The sequence below is a fragment of the Streptomyces sp. NPDC060035 genome (assembly GCF_042736635.1).
Taxonomy (GTDB): Bacteria; Actinomycetota; Actinomycetes; order Streptomycetales; family Streptomycetaceae; genus Streptomyces.
The window spans coordinates 1-17,210 of record NZ_JBHWVO010000040.1; the positions used below are offsets into that span (position 1 = coordinate 1).

12 protein-coding genes are annotated in these 17,210 nt (G+C 71.0%); 4 read left to right on the plus strand and 8 right to left on the minus strand.

Annotated features, from left to right (window positions below; genetic code table 11):
* Positions 1-88 precede the first annotated feature (88 nt).
* From sucD to ACFWBQ_RS35325, 6 genes are all read right to left on the minus strand, one after another.
* On the minus strand, positions 89-973 hold the full coding sequence (gene sucD, locus ACFWBQ_RS35300; protein WP_385507068.1) for a succinate--CoA ligase subunit alpha: 885 nt from the start codon (positions 971-973) through the stop codon (positions 89-91).
* A 21-nt stretch (positions 974-994) separates the two neighbouring features.
* Complete coding sequence (gene sucC / locus ACFWBQ_RS35305) at positions 995-2,176, minus strand: ADP-forming succinate--CoA ligase subunit beta (RefSeq protein WP_385507070.1); 1,182 nt, start codon at positions 2,174-2,176, stop codon at positions 995-997.
* Positions 2,177-2,528: 352 nt separating this feature from the next.
* Positions 2,529-3,704 (minus strand): VWA domain-containing protein, encoded by a 1,176-nt coding sequence (locus ACFWBQ_RS35310; protein ID WP_385507072.1) that lies wholly within the window; start codon positions 3,702-3,704, stop codon positions 2,529-2,531.
* Positions 3,705-3,742: 38 nt separating this feature from the next.
* Positions 3,743-6,091 (minus strand): DUF5682 family protein, encoded by a 2,349-nt coding sequence (locus ACFWBQ_RS35315; RefSeq protein ID WP_385507074.1) that lies wholly within the window; start codon positions 6,089-6,091, stop codon positions 3,743-3,745.
* Positions 6,088-7,212, minus strand: coding sequence for an AAA family ATPase (locus ACFWBQ_RS35320; RefSeq protein ID WP_385507076.1), 1,125 nt, complete (start codon positions 7,210-7,212; stop codon positions 6,088-6,090). The genes ACFWBQ_RS35315 and ACFWBQ_RS35320 overlap by 4 nt, the downstream gene beginning before the upstream one ends.
* Before the next feature lie 179 nt (positions 7,213-7,391).
* A complete protein-coding gene (locus ACFWBQ_RS35325; RefSeq protein ID WP_385507078.1) occupies positions 7,392-7,838 on the minus strand; it encodes a hypothetical protein in 447 nt (148 codons plus the stop codon).
* A gap of 135 nt (positions 7,839-7,973) precedes the next feature.
* Between ACFWBQ_RS35325 and ACFWBQ_RS35330 the strand changes: the two genes are divergently transcribed.
* Both ACFWBQ_RS35330 and ACFWBQ_RS35335 read left to right on the plus strand, forming a co-directional pair.
* On the plus strand, positions 7,974-9,374 hold the full coding sequence (locus ACFWBQ_RS35330; protein ID WP_385507081.1) for an SWIM zinc finger family protein: 1,401 nt from the start codon (positions 7,974-7,976) through the stop codon (positions 9,372-9,374).
* Positions 9,375-9,470: 96 nt separating this feature from the next.
* Positions 9,471-11,096, plus strand: a complete 1,626-nt coding sequence (locus ACFWBQ_RS35335) for a DUF5691 domain-containing protein (RefSeq protein WP_385507085.1) — start codon at positions 9,471-9,473, stop codon at positions 11,094-11,096.
* 64 nt (positions 11,097-11,160) lie between these two features.
* Here ACFWBQ_RS35335 and ACFWBQ_RS35340 read toward each other — a convergent pair whose 3' ends face one another.
* Complete coding sequence (locus ACFWBQ_RS35340; protein ID WP_385507087.1) at positions 11,161-11,574, minus strand: cobalamin B12-binding domain-containing protein; 414 nt, start codon at positions 11,572-11,574, stop codon at positions 11,161-11,163.
* Between the two features lie 347 nt (positions 11,575-11,921).
* On the opposite strand from ACFWBQ_RS35340, the gene ACFWBQ_RS35345 reads away from it, so the two are divergent.
* Positions 11,922-12,899, plus strand: a complete 978-nt coding sequence (locus ACFWBQ_RS35345) for an esterase/lipase family protein (RefSeq protein WP_385507089.1) — start codon at positions 11,922-11,924, stop codon at positions 12,897-12,899.
* A gap of 206 nt (positions 12,900-13,105) precedes the next feature.
* Complete coding sequence (locus tag ACFWBQ_RS35350) at positions 13,106-14,767, plus strand: peptidoglycan DD-metalloendopeptidase family protein (RefSeq protein ID WP_385507091.1); 1,662 nt, start codon at positions 13,106-13,108, stop codon at positions 14,765-14,767.
* A 3-nt stretch (positions 14,768-14,770) separates the two neighbouring features.
* Here ACFWBQ_RS35350 and pcrA read toward each other — a convergent pair whose 3' ends face one another.
* On the minus strand, positions 14,771-17,209 hold the full coding sequence (pcrA, locus tag ACFWBQ_RS35355) for a DNA helicase PcrA (RefSeq protein WP_385507095.1): 2,439 nt from the start codon (positions 17,207-17,209) through the stop codon (positions 14,771-14,773).
* Position 17,210: the final 1 nt, after the last annotated feature.

Below are 17,210 nucleotides of genomic sequence, written 5' to 3' on the forward strand. Positions count from 1 at the left end.
GGCCCGCGCCCCTCGCAGGAGGGGTGCGGGCCCGAGCCGTTGCTGCGGTGATGCGATGCCGCGGCGGACGGGCCGCCGCGACGCGCGATCAGCCGCCGAGGATCTCGCGCGCCAGCTTGGCGGTCTCGGTCGGCGTCTTGCCGACCTTCACGCCGGCGGCCTCGAGGGCCTCCTTCTTCGCCTGGGCGGTACCGGAGGAGCCGGAGACGATGGCGCCCGCGTGGCCCATGGTCTTGCCCTCGGGGGCGGTGAAGCCCGCGACGTAACCGACGACCGGCTTCGTGACGTTCTTCGCGATGTAGTCGGCCGCACGCTCCTCGGCGTCGCCGCCGATCTCGCCGATCATCACGATGAGGTCGGTCTCGGGGTCCGCCTCGAACGCCGCGAGGGCGTCGATGTGCGTCGTACCGATGATCGGGTCGCCACCGATACCGACGGCGGACGAGAAGCCGAGGTCACGGAGCTCGTACATCATCTGGTAGGTCAGCGTGCCGGACTTCGACACGAGACCGATGCGGCCGGGCTTGGTGATGTCACCCGGGATGATGCCGGCGTTGGACTGACCGGGGGTGATCAGGCCGGGGCAGTTCGGGCCGATGATCCGGGTCTTGTTGCCCTTCGAACCGGCGTACGCCCAGAAGGCGGCCGAGTCGTGGACAGCGATGCCCTCGGTGATCACGACGGCCAGCGGAATCTCGGCGTCGATCGCCTCGACGACAGCGGCCTTCGCGAACGCCGGCGGCACGAAGAGCACCGATACGTCCGCGCCGGTCTTCTCGATCGCCTCGGCGACGGAACCGAAGACGGGTACCTCGGTGCCGTCGAAGTCGACGGAGGTACCGGCCTTGCGCGGGTTCACGCCGCCGACGATGTCGGTGCCGTCGGCCAGCATGAGCTTGGTGTGCTTCATGCCCGTGGCGCCGGTCATCCCCTGGACGATGACCTTGCTGTCCTTGGTGAGGAAGATAGCCATGGTGTTGGAGTCCCTCGTCCCTTACTTCGCAGCCGCGGCGAGCTCGGCGGCCTTGTCGGCCGCGCCGTCCATGGTGTCCACGCGCTGCACGAGCGGGTGGTTGGCGTCGGAGAGGATCTTGCGACCCAGCTCCGCGTTGTTGCCGTCGAGGCGCACGACGAGCGGCTTGGTGACCGCTTCGCCCTTGGACTTGAGCAGCTCAAGCGCCTGGACGATGCCGTTGGCGACCTCGTCGCACGCGGTGATGCCACCGAAGACGTTGACGAAGACGGACTTGACGTCCGGGTCGCCGAGGATGATCTCCAGGCCGTTCGCCATGACCTCTGCGGAGGCGCCGCCACCGATGTCGAGGAAGTTGGCGGGCTTCACGTTGCCGTGGTTCTCACCGGCGTACGCGACGACGTCCAGGGTCGACATGACCAGACCGGCACCGTTACCGATGATGCCGACCTCGCCCTCGAGCTTGACGTAGTTGAGGTTCTTAACCTTGGCGGCGGCCTCGAGCGGGTTGGCCGCGGCCTTGTCCTCGAGCGCCTCGTGGCCGGGCTGGCGGAAGTCGGCGTTCTCGTCGAGAGACACCTTGCCGTCCAGCGCCAGGATGCGGCCGTCCTTGGTCTTCACCAGCGGGTTGACCTCGACGAGGAGCGCGTCCTCGGCGACGAAGGTGTCCCACAGGGTCACCATGGCCTCGGCGACACCCTCGGCCACCTCGGCCGGGAAGTTCGCCTGGGCCACGATCTCGCGGGCCTTCTCGATGCCCACGCCGTCGACGGCGTTGACCGGGACCTTCGCAAGGGCCTCGGGGGTCTTCTCCGCGACCTCCTCGATGTCCATGCCGCCCTGCACCGACGCCATGGCGAGGAAGGTGCGGTTGGTGCGGTCGAGGAGGTACGAGACGTAGTACTCCGCCTCGATCTCCGGGGACAGCTCGGCGATCATCACCTTGTGGACCGTGTGGCCCTTGATGTCCATGCCGAGGATGTCGGTCGCGCGAGCGACCGCCTCATCCGGGTCTGCCGCCAGCTTCACGCCGCCGGCCTTGCCTCGGCCACCGACCTTCACCTGTGCCTTGACGACAGACTTGCCGCCCAGCCGCTCGGTCGCCTCGCGGGCTGCCTCAGGCGTGTCGATCACTTCACCGGCCAGCACCGGTACACCGTGCTTGGCGAAGAGGTCCCTCGCCTGGTACTCGAACAGGTCCACGCGCGTCCGTCCCTTTTAGTGGTCTCGCGGTTGGTTTTCTGCGTGGGCGTGCCGCGAAGGGCAACGTGACTGCGCAGTCACTAGGGAGGCGCACACGGTGTCCGGGTACGCGGCATGTCCATCCGGCAGGTTATCCCCGCGCTCCGCCGGACCCTAAATTGCAGATCACACCTGAGCGGTGATTACAGTCACAGATCGCGCTGGTGGCCGGGTTGTGAAGGACAAAACGGCATGTCCACCCGGGTACACGGGGCATCGCCCGACCGGTGAGCGGGGATCCGCATCCGGTGAGCCCGGTACTCCGGAGCGGTGACGGATCACCCCGGAGCCCCCACGGTCCGCCCGGCAGCCCTCACGCCGGGATCTCTCTGTCCGGTATCGGCAGGGGCCGTTTCTCGAGGGCCGCGGCCATGACCTCCGGAAAGAGATCCGGTGTGCAGGCGAAGGCCGGTGCGCCGAGCGCCCCCAGCGCGGCCGCGTGGTCCCGGTCGTAGGCGGGTGCGCCCTCGTCCGAGAGCGCGAGGAGCGTCACGAACTGCACGCCGGAAGCCTTCATGGCGGCGACCCGCTTGATCATCTCGTCACGGATGCCGCCCTCGTAGAGATCGCTGATGAGCACGACGACCGTGTCGGCGGGGCGGGTGATCTTCGACTGGCAGTAGGCGAGCGCACGGTTGATGTCCGTACCTCCACCGAGCTGTACGCCGAACAGGACGTCGACCGGGTCGTCGAGCTGGTCGGTGAGGTCGACGACGGCCGTGTCGAACACGACGAGCCGGGTCGCCAGAGTGCGCATGGAAGCGAGCACCGCTCCGAAGACCGAGGCGTGGACGACGGATGCCGCCATGGACCCCGACTGGTCGATGCAGAGGATGACGTCCTTCTTCACCGACTGCGCCGCGCGCCCGTGTCCGACGAGGCGCTCGGGAACGATCGTGCGGTGTTCCGGCAGGTAGTTCTTGAGGTTGGCCCGGATGGTGCGGTCCCAGTCGATGTCCCGGTGCCGCGGCCTGCTGATCCGTGCCGAGCGGTCCAGCGCCCCGGTGAGCGTCGCTCTGGTACGGGTGGCCAGCCGCTTCTCCAGGTCCTCGACGACCTTGCGGACGACGGCGCGTGCCGTCTCCTTCGTCGTCTCGGGCATGGCCTTGTTGAGCGAGAGCAGCGTGCCGACGAGGTGGACGTCGGGCTCGACGGCCTCCAGCATCTCCGGCTCCAGGAGCAGGGCCGACAGCCCGAGGCGATCGATCGCGTCGCGCTGCATGATCTGGACGACGGAGCTCGGGAAATAGGTGCGGATGTCCCCGAGCCAGCGGGCCACGGAAGGGGCGGACGCCCCGAGCCCCGCGGACCGCTCGCTGCCGCCCCGGCCGCCCGGCTTCTTCCCACCGCCGTACAGCGCGGTCAGCGCACCGTCCATCGCGACATCGCGGCCGGTGAGCACGCATCCCGTGCTCTCGGCGCTGTCCGCACCGAGCACCATGCGCCAGCGGCGCAGCCGCTCCTCCCCGCCGTCCGGAGCTGCTGTCATCGCCCTCTCCACTTCTCCGGTCCTCGCTGTGCACGTGGTCATCCGGTCGCCGCCCGTTCTCCTCCTCGGCCGGCTCCGGGGTCTGCTCCGGCTCCGAGCAGCAGTCGGAGCACCGGAACGACCGCGTCCGCCCGCTCCGCATCGAGTCCGGCGCCAAAGCCCGGTACGGCAGCCTCCGCGCCGCCGTGCCCCCTCCCTGGGGCCGGGCCCCGGCGGACGAGCTCGCCCAGGGTGCGCCGTACACCCGGTTCGTAGGCCGAGAACGTACGGCGCAACAGAGGCAGTACATCGGTGAACATCTCCGCCGGTACGCCGGTCAGCCAGGCGTCCACGAGGCCGAGGAGCCGCTCGTCATGGACGAGCAGCATGCCGCCGCCCGCCGCCCCGCCGACGAAGCCCTCGACCCATGCGGCGGCGTCGGCCGGTGGTGTGCCGGGCGAGAGGGCCAGGCCCATCAGCCGTGCCGCGTCGTCCTCGGCGAGCCGCCCGTCATCGAGCAGCAATCGCGTCGCCCGTCCCCGGATCACGCCCGCGACCGTGTCCCTGGCGGACAGCCTGTGCAGAACGCCGGCCCATCGCTCCCGCAGCCCCTGGGCGGGTACGGCTCCTCCGGCGAGCAGGCCGATCGCTGTGTGCACACCGTCCACTTGACGGTGCAGCTGCGCTGCACCGTCCGCGTCGAGCCCGGTGCACGCGGGCGGCAGACCCACGCAGATCCGCTCGGCGAGGCCGACGGCAACCTCTCCCAGCGCGGCCGTGTCGGTGGACCGCACGTCCCCGTACCGGAGGGAACGAGCCAGGGACGGCAGCGCGTCGGCGAGATGGCCCACGTCCGTGTCGAGGGCCGCACGGTCGGCGAGAACCTTCATCACGACGGGCAGCGCATCGGGGAGGCCGGCCAGCAGGCACCGCTCGGCGAGCGCGGTGACGTCGGCGAGGGCGGTCGCCGAGACGGCATCCGATTCGGCTCGGGCGGTCGCGGCGGAAAGCACCGTGGTGCCCCACACCCCGGCCTCCGCGATCCGCACGAACAGCTCGGGCTCCCAGCGCAGCCGCCAGCTCTCCCGGAACGTCCCCGTACTCCCCGGGCCCGCGGCGGTATCGCCCCAGCCGACGCCGAGGAGTCCCAGCCGGTGCAGCAGTCTGCTGCGGGCCGAGTCGGTCTCCTTGCGCAGATCGAGGTCCAGCTCCCGCTCCTGCGCCTCCGGTTTGAGCCGGAGGGTGCGCTGCTGCCGCGTCAGGTCTCGCTGCAGGGGCACGGCGGGGGCGCTGTCCGGTACCTCGCCGAGGGTCTCGCCGACCACCAGCCGGTCCTGCACGAGGGCGAGCGGCACGTCGGACCCCTCGCACATGACGGCCCGGACCGCGTCGGTGGCCTCGGCGAGTCCGGCGAGCGGGCGGCCCCTCATGGCGGCCAGCGTGCCGGCGAGCCGGACGGCCTCGATGACATGGGCGGAGGAGACGAATCTGTCCTCGTCGCGCAGGAGTCCGGCGACCTTCGTCATCCAACGCTCGATGGGCCGGTCGGGCGCGCCGAACAGATGTCCGTACCAGCCGGGCGAGTCGATCCCGGCGCCGTAACCGCTGTGACGGGCGAGTCTGCGGTGCGTCCACGGCACCCACGTCAGCTCGGTCCTGACCTTGGGAATCCCCTTGAGGAGCGCTCTGTCGGCGGCGAGTGTCGTCCTCGCGGCGAGCGCGGGGACATGCCAGGCACCGCAGACGACGGCGATGTCGTCCCCGAACTCCTTGCGGGCGGTGCGCAGCTGAATGCGCATGTGCGCCTCCCGGACGGCGTCCTGCGGGTGCCCTCCGTCCCCGTACGCCTCACGCAGTTCCGTCATCGCCTCCGCGAGTGCCTCGAAAGGTGCCCGCGGGTCGGCCGGCACAGCTCCGGTGGCACGGTGCTCGACCACGTCCTCCCACCAGCGCTCGGGGTCTTCGTAGCCCGCGGTCCGCGCGAGGACACCGATCGGATCGATGACCTGCGCGTCGTCCGGCCGGCTCTCCGCCTGTTCCGTCTGCTCCGTCATGGCCAGGGAATGCGCGGCGGGCAGGTCCACGAAGCGCACCGGGACCTCGTGCGCCAGCGCCCAACGGATCGCGACCCACTCGGGTGAGAACTCGGCCAGCGGCCAGAACGCGGCACGCCCCGGATCGTCCACGGCGTGGGCGAGCAGCGCGACCGGCGGCCGCATCTGCTCGTCGGCGGCAAGCGGAAGCAACGCGTCGCCCTCGGGCGGCCCTTCGATGAGCACGGCACGCGGCTGTACGGAATCCAGGGCGGCCAGGACCGCTCGGGCCGATCCGGGTCCGTGATGGCGGACCCCCAGCAGCAGCGGCCCGCCGGGCCGTGCCTGGTCCGCCGGACGGAGCCCGGCCGTCATGCGGAGACCTCGCGGCAGGCGCGGTAGAAGTCCTTCCAGCCGTCCCGCTCCCGGACCACGGTCTCCAGATACTCCTGCCAGACCACACGGTCCGCCGCGGGATCCCGGACGACCGCACCGAGGATGCCGGCCGCGACGTCGCCGGGCCGCAGGACGCCGTCACCGAAGTGGGCGGCGAGCGCGAGCCCGTTGGTGACGACGGAGATGGCCTCTGCCGTGGAAAGCGTCCCCGACGGGGACTTGAGCTTGGTGCGGCCGTCCGTGGTGACGCCGTCGCGCAACTCCCGGAAGACCGTGACGACGCGCCTGATCTCGACCATGCCGTCGGGAGCGGCGGGCAGGTCGAGCGAGCGCCCGATCTGGTCGACGCGCCTGGAAACGATGTCCACTTCGGCCTCGGGTGTCGCCGGCAGGGGCAGCACCACGGTGTTGAACCGGCGGCGCAGGGCGCTGGAGAGCTCGTTGACTCCGCGGTCGCGGTCGTTGGCCGTGGCGATGAGGTTGAACCCGCGGACCGCCTGGACCTCCTGTCCCAGCTCGGGAACGGGGAGTGTCTTCTCCGAGAGAATCGTGATGAGCGCGTCCTGCACATCGGCCGGGATGCGGGTCAGCTCCTCGACCCGGGCGGTCATTCCGTCGGACATGGCCCGCATGAGCGGGCTCGGCACCAGCGCGTCGCGACTGGGGCCGTGCGCGAGCAACTGCGCGTAGTTCCAGCCGTAGCGGACGGCTTCCTCCGGTGTCCCTGCCGTGCCCTGGACGAGCAGCGTGGAGTCTCCGCTGACCGCCGCGGCGAGATGCTCGGACACCCAGGTCTTGGCGGTGCCCGGCACACCCAGGAGCAGCAGCGCACGGTCGGTGGCGAGCGTGGTCACTGCGACTTCGACGAGGCGGCGAGGGCCTACGTACTTCGGCGTGATCACCGTCCCGTCCGGGAGCGTCCCGCCGAGCAGATAGGTGGCGACGGCCCACGGCGACAGACGCCAACGGATGGGTCTGGGCCGGTCGTCGGCAGCGGCGAGAGCCTTGAGCTCGTCGGCGAAGGCGTCCTCGGCGTGCGGCCTCAGGACCTCGCCGCCGGCCTCACCGCCGGCGACAGCGGTGCGTACGGACACGGTCATGGATCCCCCTCCAGATCGTTCGACCCGATGTGGTTTCCACCGTGCACCATGCCACTGACAATCGACCCAGGCCCAGGACCAGGCGGCCCGGACCCGTGGCCGGGGCCACGGGCCGGGGTCGTGCCCAGGCCCGTGGCCCGGGCCGATTGCCGGTCCCGCGGAACAGCGAACCGGGTGGGTCAGCCGGTGACCGGCGAGATCGCGAAGCAGCCGCCCCCCGTCAGGAGCGCCTCGCCCTTCGCCTCCTCGATGACCTTGCCCTTGTGGGTGATCGTGCAGGCGACGTCGGCTGCGCCCTCGTCCAGGGCGATCGGCATGACGGCGGCCGGCATGATGCCCCGCAGCGTGACGGTCTTCTTCCACGGCAGCGTGGGCGACTTGACGCTTTCGATCTTCGGTTCCATGGCTGTGCCCCCGCCACCGTGGAACTGGATCTCGTCGACGGTGGTGCCGGTGACTTCGTAGGTCACCTCGTAGGTCTCGTCCACGACCTCGTCGACCGATCTGTTCACGGATTCGGAACAGGCGCCGAGGCCGAGTGCGAGACCGCCGACAACGGCGGCGCACACGACGGCCCGACCGATACGGATGCGTCTGGGGTGAGCAGTGCGAGTGGTGCGATGCATAGGGATCCCCCGAGTGGTTGCCGAACACCCTCATTCGCAGAGAAGCGCACGACGGACACGGAGTCAAGTGGCGTCGTGCCAGCAGAAATCGCAGGTCGGAGCCGATTGTCAGTGGGGCGCCCTACCGTCGTTCCCATGCTGCTATCTCACGGGGGAGAGCCCTCACGCACCACCGAACAGGTGGCGCGCTGGACGGTGGAGCAGGTACTGGCCCTGGCTCCTGACGATGCGTCACGCAAGGCTGGAAGCAGGCTCGGCTCGGCCCGCCCGTGGTCCGAAGCGGGCTGCGGCGGTTCGGGGACGGTGTGGGGGCTGTGCAGGGGCAGCGGCAGCAAGCCGTACCGCACGGTGGTCGACACCACGGGTCCGGCGTACACATGCAGTTGTCCGAGCCGGAAGTTCCCGTGCAAACACGCGCTGGGGCTACTGCTGCTCTGGGCTTCCGCCGACGCGGCACTGCAGGAGGGCGAGGCGCCCGAGTGGGCCGGGCAGTGGCTGGAAGGCCGGCACAGGCGTGCGGCCGGGCGGGCCGGGGTGCCCACCGGCGGCGAGGGTCCGGCCGCAGGTCTCGCCGACCCGAAGGCGGCCAGGCGGCGCACCGACCGCCGGGCCGAGCGGATCACAGGGGGCGCGCAGGAGCTCGAACAGCGTCTCGGCGATCTGTTGCGCGGCGGCCTCGCGGCGGCCGACCGGTCGGGATACGCGCTGTGGGAGGAGACCGCGGCCCGCATGGTCGACGCGCAGGCCCCTGGACTCGCGGCCCGTGTAAGGGAGTTGGGTTCGATCCCGGCATCGGGCCCCGGATGGCCGGTGCGACTGCTCGAGGAGTGCGCTCTGCTGCACCTGCTGGACACGGCGTGGCTCGGGCTGGACCGGCTGCCCGGGCCACTGGCCGCGACGGTCCGCACGAGGGTGGGGCTGACGGCCCCGGCCGAGGGCCCTGCGGTCCGCGACCGGTGGCTGGTCCTCGCTCAGTACGACACTCCGGACGGCAAGATCGTCACCCGTCGTATCTGGCTGTACGGACAGGAGTCGGGGCGCACAGCCCTGCTGCTCTCCTTCGGGGCAGCGGGACGCTCCCCCGGACAGGCGCTACCGGTGGGTGTGACGATCGACGCCGAGGTCACGCCGTATCCGGGCGGCGGGCGGCTACGGGGGGAGCTGGGGACGCAGTTCGGCACACCCGTCGCCACGGCATCCCCGCCGACCGGCGGCACCACGGCCGACGCCGTCACCGCGTACGGGCACGCCCTGCTGGACGATCCCTGGCTGGATTCCTGGCCGGCCACCCTCCGCGACGTCATACCCGTGCCGTCCGGGGACGGCTGGCAACTGGTGGGCGCAGCAGACGGATCCGCCCTGCCGATCGCCCCGTCCGCGCTCTCCCGACCGGGCCTGTGGAAGCTCGTCGCGCTCTCCGGAGGCGGTCCCGTGACGGTGTTCGGGGAGTGCGGCCACCGCGGTTTCGACCCGCTGGCCGCCTGGTGGGCCAAGGCCCCCGACGACAGCGCGGGTGCGACCGTGGCGCTCGTCTGACACACCGGAGACCCTCCACACCCGCAACCCCCGGCTTCCTGGCTCCTGATACGTGACTCACCGACTCTCTGCCTCGTGACAACCGGAGGGGACCCGATGTCCGCAACGACAACGACCGGCGCGCCTGTGAACGCCCCCTGGGAGGAGCTCGTCACCTCGGCGTTGCTCGGCACCGACCGGCGCCCGCCCCCCACGGGAAGCGGACCGGCGGACGGCCCGGCAGCGCTGCTGGATGCCGCGGCGCTCCACACCGTGCGGCGCCGGGCCGCGCTGCTGCCCGGCGCCGCGGCCACCGTGCCGGAGGCGGCGCCCCCCGACCCCCGCCCGCCGCTTCCGGCGGCGGCGCGGCGTCGGCTCGCCCAGTTGCTCGCCGACCGTTCCGCGCCCTCCGGCGGCGGGCGCCGGGGGGCTGCCCCCGATCTCACCGAGCTCATCCCCCAGTGGCTGGCCTCCGCGGGTGCCCTCGGATTCCGCGCCCCGGCGGAGCTGCTGCCCGCGCTGCTGGACGCGGCCCGGGCGCGTACGGACCTGCGGCCGCACGCGCTGGCGTTCGCGGGGCCGCGCGGGCTCTGGCTGGCCGCTCTGAATCCGGAGTGGAAATTCGCGCTCCGCGCGTCCACGAACCGCTCCCGCCTGCCGGCCACCGAGAACCCGGAGGCCGTGCACCGGCTCTGGGAGGAGGGCCTGTTCGCGGAGCGGGTCGCGCTGCTCGGAGCCGTACGGGCGCAGGATGCCACCGCTGCGCGTGCCCTGCTCGCCACCACCTGGTCCACGGAGCGTGCCGAGGACCGGCTGATGTTCCTCGACTCCCTGCGGACCGGTCTGTCGGCCGCCGACGAGACATTCCTGGAGGAGGCGCTGTCCGACCGCAGCCGCAACGTCCGCTCCACCGCCGCCGAACTGCTCTCGGCTCTGCCGGATTCGGCGCTCGCCCGGCGGATGGCGGCCCGCGCCACCTCCTGCGTGAACCCGGACCGTACGGGCGGTGAAGGGGCCATAGCGGTGGAGGCCCCGCACGAGTGCGACGCCGACATGCAACGCGACGGAGTGGTGCCCGGGCCCCCGTCGGGCCGGGGCGAACGGTCCTGGTGGCTCGGGCAGCTGGTGGAGGCGACTCCGCTCGCCGTCTGGCGGGAGAGGTTCGGCGGCCGTACCGCCCAGGAGGTGGTCGCACTGCCCGTCGCCGACGGCTGGGGCGCGGAGCTGCACGCGGCCTGGTGCCGGGCAGCCGTACGGCAGCGGGATCCGGACTGGGCGCGCGCACTGCTGGGCACCCCCTCGACACCCCCGGCGAACGGTCCCGGGACGGCGTCCCTGGCCGAGCGGTCGAAGCTGCTCGCCACCCTGCCCGCGGCCGAACGGGCGGACTGGGTGGCCGGCTTCATCGCGGCGCACGGCTTGTCGGAGGCGTTCCAACTGCTCGGCGTCTGCACGGTCCCCTGGGCCGAGCCGCTCGGCCGCTCGGTGGTCGACGCACTGGACATCGCCCGGGACGCCGGGAGCTATCCATGGAGCTTCAGTGGGGTGATGGGTCTGGCCGAGCGCTGTCTCGACCCTGCCGAGGCGGACCGGCTCGAGGTGCTCACCACCACGCCGGATGAGCCGGAAGGGGCCTCGCCCGGCGCAGGGGGCTACTGGTCGGAGGCGTTCCGGAGGCTGGTCTCGACCCTGCGCCTGCGCGCGGCCATGGACGCGGAGCTGGCGCAGGGCACGACGGACTGAGCGCCGGGCGGGCGCGGCAGGGCGTACCGGCGGCCGCGGCGCCCGGCTCCTGGAGCGGGCGTCCTCAGGCCTCCGCAGGCTGGCGGACGTGAGTGTTCACCCAGTCGACGATCGAAGCCGTCGTCGCACCCGGGGTGAAGATCTCCGCGACGCCCTGCTCCTTCAGCGGCGCGATGTCCGCCTCGGGAATGATGCCGCCGCCGAACACCTTGATGTCCTCCGCCTCGCGCTCCTTCAACAGCGCGATGACCTTCGCGAAGAGCGTGTTGTGCGCACCGGAGAGAATCGACAGCCCGATCGCGTCGGCATCCTCCTGGATCGCCGTGTCCACGATCTGCTCGGGGGTCTGGTGGAGCCCGGTGTAGATGACCTCCATACCTGCATCCCGCAGCGCCCGCGCGATCACCTTGGCCCCGCGGTCGTGGCCGTCGAGGCCCGGCTTTGCCACCACCACTCGGATCGGACCGGTCACACCCATCACTGCCTCCACATGCGTCTCCCGTGCCTGAAGGGCCGGGGATGTGAACGAACGTTATCCACAGCATCCCGCACGGCGTCGTTTCGCGGTGGACGGGGAGGGGGAAATCACACATTGGGACATGTTCGCCAAGCGTCGCTCCCCGCATCGCACGGCCCCCGCGCCGCGCAGGGACCGTCGTACAGGGGAGCCGCAACGAGGTCGTCGTACCACCGCGCCGTCAGCCGCACGGCACGGTGGTGCGACCCCCGGTCGACCAGGGCCGTCGCCACCTCCGCAGCGACACCCCGTGAGGGCATACGGGGCAGGGAGCCGCCTCCCCCGCGTGCCAGTGCAGGAGGTCGGCCATGAAGGCCCTGTCCTTCCTTCCCCTACTGCTGCGCCAGTCGTACCTGTATCCGGGCCGGCTGTCATCGGCGCTGATCAGAGCCACCGCACTGGAGCTGTTGATCCTCGCCGGACACCTGCTCATCTATCCCACCGGCATCACCCCCGAGCGCCGGCCCCCCACCGCTCCTCCCGCACCCGGGCACGGACCGGATCACGAGCCCGGGCCGGGACACGGGACCGTCCCCGGACGCGAACCCGGCCCCGAATCCGGCCATGGCCGGCGGCCCCCCGGCCACCCGGGCACCCCCGACGCCACCCTTGCGGCGGCCGGCACCACCGCCCTCCCGGCCCAGGCCCTCGACCGGCCGCCCGTCGTCCTCCTGCACGGCTTCATCGACAACCGCTCCGTCTTCGTCCTGCTCCGCCGCTCCCTTGCCCGGCACGGCTGGCGTCATCTGGAATCGCTCAACTACTCGCCCCTGACCTGCGACATCCGAACGGCGGCGGAGCTGCTGGACCGACATGTCGAGGAGATCTGCGTCCGCACCGGACACCCGGAGATCGACATCGTCGGGCACAGCCTCGGTGGCCTGATCGCGCGGTACTACGTACAGCGGCTGGGCGGTGACCGACGGGTACGCACCCTGGTCACCCTCGGCACGCCCCACAGCGGCACGGCCGCCGCCCCGCTCGCCGGTGCGCACCCGATCGTGCGCCAGATGCGCAGCGACTCCCCCCTGATCGAGGAGCTGCGCCGGCCGGCTCCGGGCTGCCGAACCCGGTTCATCAGTTTCTGGAGCGAGCTGGACCGGGTCATGCTCCCTGTCGAGACGGCCTGCATCGACCATCCCGACCTCGACGCCCAGAACGTGCGCGTGACCGGAATCGGCCATCTTGCACTGCCGGTGCATCCCGCCGTCGCGGCCGCGATCCGTCAAGCACTCGAGTCCGACGACGCGGTCATCAGCACCCAGGGAGCCGTTTCAGTCGCCTGACGAATAGAACAAATTTCGAACATAGAGCCAAGGCTGCTTCCGCAGTCCACCGAAAGGCGGCCGATTGCCCGTTTCCTGAGCAGACGGAACCTGTCGAAGATTGTCGTCGTCGCGTACCGCCGGGTACAGTCGCGGCCACTGCTCACCCTGGGATCCCCCCACCGGACCCCGGAACAGGTCCTGCTGCCGAGGCGAGAGAGAAGTTGGTGAACGACCAGCACCCCCACGCCGGGTACGTCGGGTACGACAGCCATTCCAACGGCAACTTCGACACGGACCCGCTCTTCGGGACTCTCCCCGGTCAACACGACGGCAGTCACGAGACGTACGACAGCAGTTATACGACTGCGTACGACGGCACCTACGGCGGCTACGGAAACGCGTATCCGGCTGAGCCGCAGAACCACAGCGTCCCGTACGACGCCACGCAGTGGGACACCGGCGCACATCAGCAGGCCTCGTACGACGCCTACGGCGCCCAGGCCCATCCGGCCCAGCAGACGTACGACACCACCGCCACCTGGCTGCCCGACGGCGGGATTCCCACGCAGGCGGGCGCCCCGGAGGCGACGGGCCAGTGGGACACCACCGGCTGGGACCGGACGGGCCAGGCCGACCAGTGGGCGACGAGCGACACCGGTGCCTTCCCCACCGCGCCGTTCAGCGACACGGCCTACGCCACCGGCACCTATACGGCCCCGGTCTTCGAGACCACCGGTTACGAGACCGCCGCGTACGAAACCGCCGACACCGGCGCGTACGACGCCACCGCCTGGAACACCGGTGCCACGCCCGAGAACGCGGCGTACGCACCCGAACAGACGTCGTACCCCTCGTACGAACACCGGTCCGCGCCCTACGAGACCTACGAGGCTGCCGAGTTCAGCGCCCACGACGCCGGAACCGAGACCACCGGGTACGCGGAGACCACCGGGTACGCCGAGACCGCGGAGTACGCGGACGCTGCCGAGTTCACGGACACCGACACCGACCGGGCCCCGGAAGCCGACGCGCACGACCCGGCCGCCGAAGCCACCGCGGATTCCGCCGACGTCCCCGCAGCCCGCGCCTCCACCGCGCAGCGCCCCGCGGGCCGTTCCGCCCCGCGCGGCGGTGGCGGCAGCCGCGGCCGGCGCCGCACCCCTGCCAAGCGTTCCGCCCTGCTCACCGTTGCCGTCCCCTCCGCATGCGTCATGAGTGTCGCCGGCATCGCCGCCGCCTCCGTCAGCGGTGTGGGTGGCTCCGATGAGCAGAAGGACGACACCACGACCGTGGCCGCCGCCGACCCCGGCAGCGTCAAGCCCGTCGCGGCCAACAACAAGCTGGACACCCAGCTCGCCAACCTCAGCGCCGACGCCGAGAACTTCGCCGACCGCGCCAGCCGCACCCAGGAGCGCATCGACCTGAAGGAGCGGCAGGCCGCCGAGAAGAAGAAGCGCGCGGACGAGGCTGCCCGCCGTGAGGCCGCGCGTCCCAAATTCGTCCTGCCGGTCGAGCGGCACGGCCTCAGCGCGTACTACGGGCAGGCCGGCGTGAACTGGATGTCCGTCCACACGGGCATCGACTTCCCCGTCTCGTACGGCACTTCCGTGATGGCGGCAACCGACGGCACCGTGCGCACCCAGTGGAACAGCGCCTACGGGAACATGGCCATCGTCACCGCGGCCGACGGCACCGAGACCTGGTACTGCCACCTCAGCACCACCAAGATCCGGTCGGGCTCGGTCAAGGCCGGCGACGTCATCGCGTTCTCCGGGAACTCGGGCAACTCCACCGGCCCGCACCTGCACTTCGAGGTACGGCCCGGCGGCGGCTCGGCGATCGACCCGATGCCGTGGCTCCGCAGCCACGGCATCAACCCCAACTGAGTCCTACAGCTTCTGGACCGGCGCGTACCGCAGGAGGAGCTTCTTCGGTCGCTCGTCCCCGAAGTCGACCGTCGCCTTGGCCTGGTCGCCGAACCCCTCGACCGCCGTCACCGTGCCCAGACCGAACTGGTCGTGCGTGACCCGGTCCCCGACCACCAGGGTGACCACCGGCTTGTCCGAGGTGCGCCGGGTCGCGAAGCCCGAGGGCCCCGACTTGGAGCGCGAGGAGGACAGCGACGACGTGATCCCCGACGTCGGTCCCGCCGGAGCGGCCATCGGCCCCTTGCGCTTCCACTCCAGGTGCTCGTCCGGGATCTCCTCCAGGAACCGCGACGGCGGGTTGTACGCGGGCTGACCCCACGCACTGCGCATCGCGGCCCGGGTCAGGTACAGCCGCTCACGGGCACGCGTGATACCCACATAGGCGAGCCGGCGCTCCTCCTCGAGCTCCTTCACCTGTCCCAGCGAGCGCATGTGCGGGAAGACGCCGTCCTCCATGCCCGTCAGGAACACCACCGGGAATTCGAGACCCTTGGCGGTGTGCAGCGTCATCAGCGTGATGACACCGGACCCGTCCTCGTCCTCGTCGGGGATCTGGTCGGCGTCGGCGACGAGCGCGACCTTCTCCAGGAACTCGGCGAGCGTGCCCGCACCCTCCTCCTCCGCCCGCTCCTGCTCGAACTCGAGGGCGACGGCGGCGAGCTCCTGGAGGTTCTCGATCCGGGTCTCGTCCTGCGGGTCGGTGGAGGCCTGGAGTTCGGCGAGATAGCCGGTCCTCTCCATGACGGCCTCCAGCACGACCGCCGGTCCGGCACCGGACTCCACGATCGTGCGGAGCTCCTCCATCAGCGTGTTGAACCGCTTCACCGCGTTCGACGAGCGGGCCGCCATGCCGTACGCCTCGTCGACACGGCGCAGCGCCTGCGGGAAGGAGATCTTCTCGCGCATCGACAGGGCGTCGATCATCGCCTCGGCCCGGTCACCGATGCCCCGCTTGGGCACATTGAGGATGCGGCGCAGCGGGACGGTGTCCTCGGGGTTGGAGAGGACCCTGAGGTAGGCCAGAACGTCCCTGACCTCCTTGCGCTCGTAGAAGCGCACTCCGCCGACGACCTTGTAGGGCAGTCCGACACGGATGAAGATCTCTTCGAAGACACGGGACTGGGCGTTCGTACGGTAGAAGACGGCGACGTCGCCCGCCTTCGCGTCCCCGGCGTCCGTCAGCCGGTCGATCTCGTCGGCGACGAACTGTGCCTCGTCGTGCTCGGTGTCGGCGACATAGCCGGTGATCCGGGTGCCGGCGCCCGCATTCGTCCAGAGGTTCTTGGGGCGGCGGCTCTCGTTGCGCTCGATGACGGCGTTGGCCGCGGACAGGATCGTCTGCGTGGAGCGGTAGTTCTGCTCCAGCATGATCGTGGTCGCGTCCGGGTAATCCTCCTCGAACTGGAGGATGTTGCGGATGGTCGCGCCGCGGAAGGCGTAGATCGACTGGTCCGCGTCACCGACGACGCACAGCTCGCCCGGGGCGTCGGCCTCGCCCGCCGGACCCACCAGCTCGCGTACGAGGGTGTACTGCGCGTGGTTGGTGTCCTGGTACTCGTCGACCATGACGTGCCGGAAGCGGCGGCGGTAGTGCTCGGCGACATCGGGGAACGCCTGGAGCAGGTGCACCGTCGTCATGATGATGTCGTCGAAGTCCAGGGCGTTGGCCTCGCGCAGCCGTGCCTGGTAGAGCGCGTAGGCCTGGGCCAGCGTCTTCTCGAACCCGTCCGCGGCCTGCCCGGCGAAGGTCTCCTCGTCGATCAGCTCGTTCTTCAGGTTCGAGACCTTCGCCGTGAACGACTTCGGGGGGTAGCGCTTCGGGTCGAGGTCCAGATCGCGGCAGACCAGCGCCATCAGCCGCTTGGAGTCGGCGGCGTCGTAGATCGAGAACGACGAGGTGAAACCGAGGAGCTTCGACTCGCGGCGCAGGATCCGCACGCACGCGCTGTGGAAGGTCATGACCCACATGGCGTTGGCGCGCGGTCCGACGAGCTGCTCGACACGTTCCTTCATCTCGCCCGCGGCCTTGTTCGTGAAGGTGATCGCGAGGATCTGCCCCGGGTGCACCCCGCGCTCGGCCAGCACATGCGCGATCCGGTGCGTCAGCACCCGGGTCTTGCCCGAGCCCGCCCCGGCGACGATGAGGAGCGGGGAACCCGCGTGCACGACGGCGGCCCGCTGCTCGGTGTTCAGCCCGTCGAGCAGCGCGGCGGAGTCGATGACGGGGCGCGGGGCGCCGTCGCGATAGTAGGCCTCGCGCGCCGGCGGGGGCCCGTCGAAGACACCCCCGAAGAGATCCTCCGGCACCGCTTCGGGTGCGTGGTCCTCGGGGGGTGGCGGGGGGCCCTCGTCCGCTTGCTGGAGGCCGGTCAGGAAACTGTCGTCAAAGAGGCTGCTCATC